The sequence below is a fragment of the Dolichospermum circinale AWQC310F genome (assembly GCF_000426925.1).
Classification (GTDB): Bacteria; Cyanobacteriota; Cyanobacteriia; order Cyanobacteriales; family Nostocaceae; genus Dolichospermum; species Dolichospermum circinale.
In genome coordinates, this window is the sequence record NZ_KE384695.1 from 11,646 (window position 1) to 19,050 (window position 7,405).

At 37.2% G+C, this 7,405-nt stretch carries 5 protein-coding genes; 2 read left to right on the top strand and 3 right to left on the bottom strand.

Annotation, left to right across the window (positions count from 1 at the left end):
• Nucleotides 1–648 (bottom strand): hypothetical protein (locus ACIR310F_RS22715; protein WP_196803224.1); only part of this gene is annotated, 648 nt, incomplete at its 3' end.
• Nucleotides 649–710: 62 nt separating this feature from the next.
• Entirely contained in the window at nt 711–1,895 is a 1,185-nt protein-coding gene (locus tag ACIR310F_RS22720; protein WP_028084569.1) for an AAA family ATPase, read from the bottom strand.
• A gap of 427 nt (nt 1,896–2,322) precedes the next feature.
• Between ACIR310F_RS22720 and eno the strand changes: the two genes are divergently transcribed.
• Nucleotides 2,323–3,612 (top strand): phosphopyruvate hydratase, encoded by a 1,290-nt coding sequence (gene eno / locus ACIR310F_RS0115265; RefSeq protein WP_028084570.1) that lies wholly within the window; start codon nt 2,323–2,325, stop codon nt 3,610–3,612.
• Nucleotides 3,613–3,705: 93 nt separating this feature from the next.
• Here the strand turns inward: eno and argC are convergent, their stop codons facing one another.
• Nucleotides 3,706–4,764, bottom strand: a complete 1,059-nt coding sequence (gene argC, locus ACIR310F_RS0115270) for an N-acetyl-gamma-glutamyl-phosphate reductase (protein WP_028084571.1) — start codon at nt 4,762–4,764, stop codon at nt 3,706–3,708.
• A gap of 553 nt (nt 4,765–5,317) precedes the next feature.
• Here argC and ribBA point away from each other — a divergent pair.
• Nucleotides 5,318–6,991: a bifunctional 3,4-dihydroxy-2-butanone-4-phosphate synthase/GTP cyclohydrolase II gene (ribBA, locus tag ACIR310F_RS0115275; protein WP_028084572.1), complete on the top strand. Its 1,674-nt coding sequence runs from the start codon at nt 5,318–5,320 to the stop codon at nt 6,989–6,991.
• The last annotated feature ends 414 nt before the right edge of the window (nt 6,992–7,405 follow it).

Below are 7,405 nucleotides of genomic sequence, written 5' to 3' on the forward strand. Positions count from 1 at the left end.
TTCTTCCTGATTAACTTGAGGATTAGGATCATTTAAAACTTTAATTTTAGCCTTTTTATCATTTATTTTAAATTCCAAAGATTCTAACTGTTTGTTAGTATAATTAATATTATTTGAAACAATTTTATATATACTATTTAACATCAAACATAAATAGCGATTTTCATAAATATCGTAATTTTCAATAAATGTTTTTGAAGGTAAAACCCTAGCACTACCACCAATACTTACTAATTTTCTGTAAGTTTCAGCAATAGGTTTTACTTTCTCTATTTTGGCAATACCTTTTGAGGTTAATAATTCAGATTTAGGAGTTTTTTCAATTGCATCATAAGCTTTTAAAAAATCAATAATTGACTTACTTTCTGAATAACGGAATATTTTATCATAGTATTTTAACTCTAATCTACTAGAAGTTATTTTTGATTTTTGGGAGGTGATTAAATTCCATAATTCACCCTCAAAATCATTTTTAAGTTGTTCAAAGTCAAAATCCAGAATATTGCTATTTATATCAATTGAAATAAAATTGTCTAAAATGCCAATTTCAATTTGACCAATTGTATTTATAGAAGGACAATGATGATATCCAATTCCCCTTTGTCCTATCTCCCATTCTCTTTTAATTATCCATAAATCATCTTTCAAATTAAAAAGAGACTCATGATATTTGCCGTCACTACCTTTTAAAAAGGGTGTGTGCGGTGTTTTTACACAAATATGAATAATTCTTCTTCATGTTTGGCATATAATTCAATTTCTGGTTCATTACTGCGTTCTTCTAATTTTGAAAGAAAATCTGCAAAGTAATATTCAACTCTTGCTAAATTCATCTCATCTAGGCAAATGAGATATAATTGATCTGGATTGTGAATAGCCTCTACTATTGCTTCTGTGAAAGGTGTGGGCAGAAAAGACATCTGAATAGGGTTATAATATCCCAGCAAATCATCTGAACTTGTCCAATTAGGTTTAACAGGTATAATCTTGGCAACTCCACCCAATGCTTCCGCAAATGCTTTGACAATTTGGGTTTTACCCGAACCTGACAAACCACTCAAAACAATTAAATCATTTGTTCTTAATAGGGTCAAAAAATTTCTGATCTGAAATCTTGTATAAATCAGCTTTTTCTGATGAAATAAATATTGATGTACATGATCTGCTAATTTTACAAAACTACTTTCTAATTCGTTTTCAAAACTTAAATAATTACTAGGAATAACGTATTTTTCTCTGAATAGTGAAATATACTGTCTTTCATCCTCCTCGTTCAAAAACTCTAATTTTCGGCAAATATTAATCCTTTGCTGGAGAATTTTTATGGTGTTTTCCATTTCCGTTTTTTGATTTTTTATTTTGTCAAGTTGTATTTTATTGAACTCTATTTTTTCACTTAACTCCGATATGAAACTCTCATTTTTTGAAATTTCGGTGATTTTTTGAGCGATTGTTTCCTCCCAATATTTAATTGCCTCATTTAGTTCGTTAATTTCATAATTCTTTTCCTCTATGGCTTTGACAAGACTATTTAATTTTTCTCCCTGTTGAACTCTATCAACAGTAGTTTTTAATAAATAAGGATTGTTCCTGTTTCTCCTTTCCTTCAGGTTTTTTTCTAATTCACACTCAAAATAATACCGTTCATCTTTTTTTAATTCATAAGGATCGTAAATAAATACATAATCAATATGATCACCATTAGGATATTTTATTTTTCGTCCGTTATGATCAAGAACAGATTTAAAATGTCCATAACGACTGCCTGGGTTTACGGTTAGGACTCCAGATAATACAAGAGATGAAATTTGATTGTATTCAAGAATGTCCTTAATCAACTCACTATCAGATTTTGCTAGTAGTTTATTAAATTCCTGTTCATCATTTTCAGTCATAGGCTATTTGATGGTAATTGCGTTTTTATGCTTACCAGCAACTAAGATTTGCTGTAACATTAACTTAGCTATGGATATTGTCAGCGTTAGAGCATTGTTGCTAAAAGTCTTGATATTAGTTTTTACATTTATATAAAATACAACTATCTGTCCCCTTATGGAACTATACGGTTAAAAGCTTAAAAAAAATTAATCAAGTAGTTAAATCAAGTAATTTATACATTCATTACCATTCTCCAGGTTATGGATAATGCCACGGTACGTGATCAGAAACTTATCAAATTTCCCCTGAGATCATGCAAAGTCGGAAATCTTCTTTAATCTCAGGCAAAAAATTCTGTTATCGGCATAAGCTAACGATTGGGTTATTAGTAAACTGTAAAGGTTAAACCCCCAGCGCACACCGAGAATTAAGGATAAATCAGAAATGACGAAATTTCTAGATACTGCTATTGAAGCCATTGTCGCCCGCGAAATCCTCGACTCACGGGGTAGACCAACCATCGAAGCCGAGGTACACTTAGCTAATGGCGCTATCGGACTGGCACAAGTTCCCAGCGGGGCTTCTACAGGGTCATTTGAGGCTCATGAATTGCGTGATGGTGATAAAAGCCGTTATGGGGGTAAAGGTGTACTCAAGGCAGTCCAGAATGCCAATGAGGTACTAGCCCCTAAGTTACTAGGTTTGGATGCTCTCAACCAAGAAGCCCTAGATAAATTGATGATTTCCCTAGATGGTTCACCCAATAAGGCCAATTTGGGAGCAAATGCAATTTTGGGCATTTCCTTGGCTGCTGCAAAGGCTGGTGCAGAGTCTTTAGGTATTCCTCTCTATCGCTATTTAGGTGGACCTTTGGCGAATTTATTGCCTGTCCCTTTAATGAATGTGATCAATGGTGGAGCGCACGCAGCTAATAATGTAGACTTTCAAGAGTTTATGATTGTCCCCATTGGCGCTCCTTCTTTTAAGGAAGCTTTGCGTTGGGGTGCGGAAGTATTTGCTACCCTTAGCAAGGTGTTAGATGATCAAGGTTTGCTGACGGGTGTGGGTGATGAAGGTGGTTTTGCACCTAATCTAGAATCTAACCAAGTAGCTTTAGAATTGTTGGTAGCAGCGATTAAACAAGCTGGTTATAAGCCTGGTGAAGAAGTAGCCTTGGCTTTAGATGTGGCTGCTAGTGAATTTTACAAAAATGGCCAGTATGTTTATGATGGTAAACCCCATGCACCAACTGAGTTTATTGATTATTTAGCGGAATTAGTTGATCAATATCCTATTGTATCTATTGAAGATGGTTTACATGAGGAAGAGTGGCAAAGTTGGCAATTACTGACTGAGAAATTAGGCTCAAAAGTGCAATTGGTCGGTGATGATTTATTTGTTACCAATGCAACCCGCTTACAAAAGGGTATTGAACAAAAAGCAGGTAATTCGATTTTGATTAAATTGAATCAAATCGGTTCACTAACTGAAACTTTGGAAACCATTGATTTAGCGACTCGCAACGGTTTCCGCTCAGTAATTAGCCATCGGTCTGGGGAAACAGAAGATACAACTATTGCTGATTTAGCTGTAGCTACTCGCGCTGGTCAAATTAAAACCGGTTCTCTGTGTCGCAGTGAACGGGTAGCCAAGTACAATCGCTTACTAAGGATTGAACATGAATTGGGCGATCGCGCCATCTATGCTGGTACTATTGGTTTAGGACCAAAATAGGTGACAGGTTACAGGTGACAGGTGACAGTAAAAAGAACGTAAGAGGTTTAATAAATATCTTTCCGTTCCCTGTTCCCTGTTCCCTGTTCCCTTTTAAGGATAAAACCCAATTTTAGGTAGTCCCAAGGTTTCATCCCAGCCTAGCATGATGTTCATACATTGAATGGCTTGTCCGGCTTGACCTTTAATCAAGTTATCAATCGCTGACATAACAATCACTCGGCCGGTGCGGGGATCAACTTCTATGCCAATGTAGCAGGAATTACTTCCACACGCCCATTTAGTTTGGGGATAAGTGCCACTGTTACAGATTTTTACCCAGGGAGAATTGCGATAAAAGGCGTTATAGATGGTAATTAAATCATCACGTACTAAACCGGGATCACGCATGGTAGCATAGACAGTGGCTAAAATCCCCCGCACCATGGGGATTAAATGGGGTGTAAATTGGATTGTCACCTCATGTCTAGCCAATTCGCTACAAATTTGCTCAATTTCTGGGGTGTGGCGGTGTCTAGCGACGTTATAAGCCCCCAGGGAGTTATCAGCTTCCGCTAACAGCAGGTTAACTTTGGCTTGTCTTCCGCCCCCGGATGTGCCAGATTTAGCATCAATAATGGCTGTTTCGGGAACTATTAAACCTTGTTTTAACAGGGGAGACAACGCTAGTAAACTAGCTGTAGGATAGCAACCAGGACAGCCGATTAGATTCGCTTCAGCAATACGCGAGCGATATAATTCTGGTAGACCATAAACTGCTGTTGCTGCTGTAGTGCGATCGCTTCTTTCTGTACCATACCAAGTAGTATAGGTTTTCAAATCACTAAAGCGATAATCGGCGCTCAGATCAAGTACCCTAGAACCTTTTTCTATAAGTTTAGGAGCAATTTGGCAAGCCAGTCCATTGGGTAAAGATAAAAATACCACTTGACAACGACTAGCAATGATGTCCGGTTCTACAGCTTCAATAGGTAATTCTACTATATTACCAAAATGTGGGTAAAGGTCGGCAAAGGATTTACCCGCACTGCTTTCACCACCTAAATAAACTAGTTCTACTTCAGGATGATCCATTAGTAGTCGTACTAATTGTACCCCGCCATACCCTGACGCGCCAACAATTCCCACTGGTACGCGTCTTAAATTTACCATGATCTTAAATCCTTATCCACTTTTAGTTATCTATTATCAATCATCAGCAGTCAAGTTACTAGCTAATTACTGATGAGTTGTTATTGAACTTTGGCTGAATTATATAGCAAGGAGTATCTTTTAGGGTACTTATAATCACAAATATCTTTGATCACTAATCACACTTATAGTGTGTAGATGATTGATAACGATAAATATTATATTTTTATAATATTTTTGACGTGACAGAAAATTCTCAACTGCAAAAGTTTGGCGAATATATTCGCACAAATTGATCTGGTAAAATTGCCATTGCCTCTAAACAATCTAAATTATAAATGAGACAATTACACGATTGAAAGTAGGGTTTACCTAGTAATTTACTGATATCCGTGAATTCCATAGCTTCATCCTCCATGTATATGGTACTCTAAACTGGCTATAGTATAGATGAACTATTTAATTGTCAAGTAACAGTTTGCTAATCCCACAAAAGCTCTAATTCTGAGAAATAAGCTACAATATAGAATCAGAAATTGTTAGAAAAATTTACCTTGGTAGCTGGAAATTTCCTGTGTCACAGCCTCAGACCACTCAAACCTTTAAATTCGATTCTATTGAGTCCGCTTTATCTGATTTTAAAGCGGGTCGTGTCGTCGTTGTCGTAGATGACGAAAATCGAGAAAATGAAGGAGATTTAATTTGCGCCGCTCAATTTGCTACGCCTGATATGATTAACTTTATGGCTGTGGAAGCCAGAGGGTTGATTTGTTTGGCCATGACAGGCGATCGCTTGGATGAATTAGACTTACCATTAATGGTCAGTAAATTAACGGATACTAACCAAACCGCTTTTACCGTTAGTATTGATGCTGCTCCCCATTTAGGCGTAACCACAGGTATTTCCGCCGAAGACCGGGCCCGGACTATCCAAGTCACCCTCAACCCAGCCACAAAACCGGAGGAGTTACGCCGTCCTGGTCATATTTTCCCCCTGCGGGCTAGACCAGGGGGTGTACTTAAACGAGCCGGACATACAGAAGCCGCTGTAGACCTAGCCAGACTAGCGGGACTATACCCAGCGGGAGTAATTTGTGAAATTCAAAATCCTGATGGTTCAATGGCACGTTTAAACCAGTTAGTGCAATATGCCCAAAATCACCATCTGAAAATTATCAGTATTGCTGATTTAATCAGTTATCGTCTGCAAAATGATCGCCTCATATATCGAGAAATTGTTACCAAACTACCCAGCGAGTTCGGTCAATTTGATATTTACGGCTACCGTCATACAGTAGATAATACAGATCACGTCGCCATTGTCAAGGGAGATCCAGCAAATTTCCAAGATCAACCTGTCATGGTGCGAATGCACTCAGAATGTTTAACCGGTGATGCTTTGGGTTCTTTACGCTGCGACTGTCGAATGCAGTTACAAGCAGCATTAAAAATGATTGAAAACGCTGGTCAAGGTGTCGTTGTTTACCTGCGTCAAGAAGGACGGGGAATAGGCTTAATTAACAAATTAAAAGCCTACTCTTTACAGGATATGGGATTAGATACAGTAGAAGCAAATGAGCGGTTAGGATTCCCTGCTGATTTGCGTGATTATGGTATGGGGGCGCAAATTCTCATGGATTTAGGGATTAAAAAAATACGTCTTATTACCAACAATCCCCGAAAAATTGCTGGTCTCAAGGGTTATGGTTTAGAAATTAAAGACCGTCTCCCACTGTTAATTGAGTCCAATGATTACAATACCTATTACTTAGCTACCAAAGCTGAGAAATTGGGTCATATGTTGTTGCAAACTTATCTTGTCACAGTAGCGATACATTGGCAAGATGAACCGGAATCAATTACTAAACGCTATGAACGTTTGGAAAAGTTACGGTATTTATCAACCCTTCAACATTTATTATTACAGGAAGAAGCCCGTCCCCTGGGAATTGCTTTGTTTGATCAACCATCTTTAACAGTGCATTTGGGTTTCGACCAAGCTAATATTGCTGAAGCTAATTGGTATCAGCAAAAAGGTCATCCTTACCTGCAAGCAATTTGCTTGATTTTAGATGAAATAGTCACTTTACCCTATGTTCAGAAAATGGAATTTCTGATTTCTAACGGTAGTGATCCGCTGAGTAATTTACAAGTACAGTTAGATAGACAAACTTTATCAGATGGTGTATTACCGTCATCTTTGAAAGATCACTTGCAGACTCAACACATCTACAGTTTTATTAAGTAAGATATCCTGAAGTTCCAGAGTCGGAAAAACCTTTCTCACCCTCTCCTTTTGGGGAGGGACAAAGGAACTTTTGGATATATTTTTTAAATAGTTCTTCCTTATCCAGTTCAGGATATCATATTTTAAATGAGATGTCAATGGTTTTATTACCTTTTTTTGGCGATGTTTTTAAGGTGTTGGCTGTTAATGTTTTATTGCTTTGGTTTATTAATTGATGATTTTTTGCTCTCGCAGAGACGCAGAGGCGCGGAGAGTTATTTTGTCTGTTTCTGAGGTAGTTCTTCCTTATCAAATTCAGGATATCATGTCTAAAATTAGATGTCAATGGTTTTATTACCTTTTTTTGGCGATGTTTTTAAGGTGTTGGCTGTTAATGTTTTATTGTTTTGGTTTATTAATTGATGATTTTTTGCT

Bases quoted from the DNA above. Each gene is read 5' to 3' on its own strand.
- ACIR310F_RS22720 (WP_028084569.1), bottom strand. From the start codon at position 1,895: ATGACTGAAAATGATGAACAGGAATTTAATAAACTACTAGCAAAATCT.
- eno (WP_028084570.1), top strand. From the start codon at position 2,323: ATGACGAAATTTCTAGATACTGCTATTGAAGCCATTGTCGCCCGCGAA.
- argC (WP_028084571.1), bottom strand. From the start codon at position 4,764: ATGGTAAATTTAAGACGCGTACCAGTGGGAATTGTTGGCGCGTCAGGG.